1 pseudogene is annotated in these 2,018 nt (G+C 51.2%); it reads right to left on the bottom strand.

The annotated features are described in order from the left end of the window. Positions 1–72: 72 nt before the first annotated feature. A pseudogene (gene ggt / locus ACTHUT_RS19040) lies at positions 73–1,634 on the bottom strand (gamma-glutamyltransferase); the annotation flags it as partial. Positions 1,635–2,018: the final 384 nt, after the last annotated feature.

Raw genomic sequence — 2,018 nt, 5'->3', positions numbered from 1 at the left:
CCATATATTTTCCCAAACTAAAAGGCCGTCTGAACAACTAGGTTTCAGACGGCCTTTGCATGTAAAACCGACAATATCAATCACCCATAACTTTGCCTTCACGGCGTGGATCGGCGCCACCAGCGTTTTGGCAACGAAACCGATGATGCGGCTGCCGCCGGGTGAACCGACCGCCATATAAGGTTTGCCGTCTTCATCACGATGGTCGGTGCCATCGAAGAACGCGGCCGTTTGCCGCCCGCCACGCTGTTGGCAACGGTTTTACCGTCCGCGCCGACAGGGTTGAAAGCGAAATCGGTCAATTCATTGTTGAGTAGATAGCCGTTTGCCATCAGCCCCGAGCCGAACGCGTTTTCAATCGAAGTCGTCATGGACACGACGTTGCCGTCTTTATCTACAACCACCAAATGGCTGGTGGACGGCAGCTCTACCGCCATACCCTGTGCGTATTTCTTGCCAAACTTGCCCGCCTGAATGTTTTCCAACGCCTTGTCAGCTTGGCGGATTTCTTCGGCACGCGGTTTCAGGTAAGCCTGAGAAATCAAGGCACGGGTCGGGACGTTGATAAACGCGGGATCGCCAATGTAATGATCTCGGTCGGCAAACGCAATCCGCGACGCATCGCCTATCCAGCACCAACTATGGATATTTTCCGCTCCCAACGCCTTCATATCCTGATTTTGCAAGATGCCCAAAATTTCACCCAAAGCAATCGCGCCCGAACCGCCCATGCCGCAAACTTCATATTCACGATAGGGCGCGCAAACCGGTTGACGCTCGATAACGCGGTAGTTTTTCAAATCCGACAAACTGATTTTGCCGGGGTTATCCACAGCACCGGTAACGGCACGGACAATATTCTGCGCCTGCGCCCCCTGATAAAACGGCGCACTGCCTTTTTCCGCCAACAGGCGAACAGAGCGGGCAAATTCAGGTTTTTTCAACACCGTTCCCGCTGCCAAAGGCTTGCCGTCAGGCAGGAAATACGCGGCGGTTTGCGGATAACGTTTCAAAGGCTCGAGATTCTGCTCGATAGATTTCGCCATGCGCGGTGAAACGGTAAAGCCCTGTTCCGCCAAAGCAATCGGTTTGTCAAACAAGCTTGCCCACGGCAATTTGCCGTAACGCTTGTGGACATCTTCCAGCAGCTTCGGAATCCCCGGCACGCCGACCGAACGGCCGCCGACCACTGCATTCATAAAGCCCATCGGTTTGCCGTTTTCATCCAAAAAAAGCTCGGGCGTTGCCGCTTTGGGCGCCGTTTCGCGGGCATCGAACGTCGTCAGTTTTTTCGCCTTATTGTCCCAATACACCAAAAACGCGCCGCCGCCCAAACCTGAAGACTGCGGCTCGGTCAGCCCCAAGGTCGTCTGCATGGCGATCATCGCATCTATCGCGCTGCCGCCGCGTTTCAAAACCTCGTACCCCGCCTCGGTTGCCAACGGATTGGCAGACGCCACCATATAATGTTTGGCGCGGATCAATTTCTGCTCGGTCAGCCCCGTCCCTTGTTCCGGCGCATGGTTATCCACAGCCGTCGGCACAGGCGCGGCATCAGGTTTCTGCATCGGCTGGTGCGCGCACGCCGCCAAAACCAAAACTGCCAACAAGTTTAATCCAAAGGAAAATTTCATATTTACTCCCTTTTAGTTAGCTATTTTTCAGACGACCTTTATAGGGCTAAAAAACACAAAAGATCGTCTGAAACATGAAAAACGATTGGACTGTTTATCTCTTCGGACAGTTCCGTTTGGACTCGGTATAAAACCGGCAGGCTGTGTGTATAGCCGGAAAGTTATACACAAATAAAAACCGGATTTCAAAATTATCCACATCTGCAAACAAGACAAACGGCAGTTTATCCGCATCCAAAATCTACATTCAACTGATTGAACTAAAAAAGGAATAAAAGTTATACACAAGGAAAAGCGCAACTCAATATAATCATCTATTTATTATTTAAAATCTTATTTATAGTTTGTTTTCCCATCCCGCAGCCAAAGCCCGCAACGTAAAGG

The organism is Neisseria sp. P0022.S010 (assembly GCF_051956635.1).
Note: the sequence above shows the minus strand (reverse complement) of the source record. Positions and strands in the feature narration are given on the sequence as shown.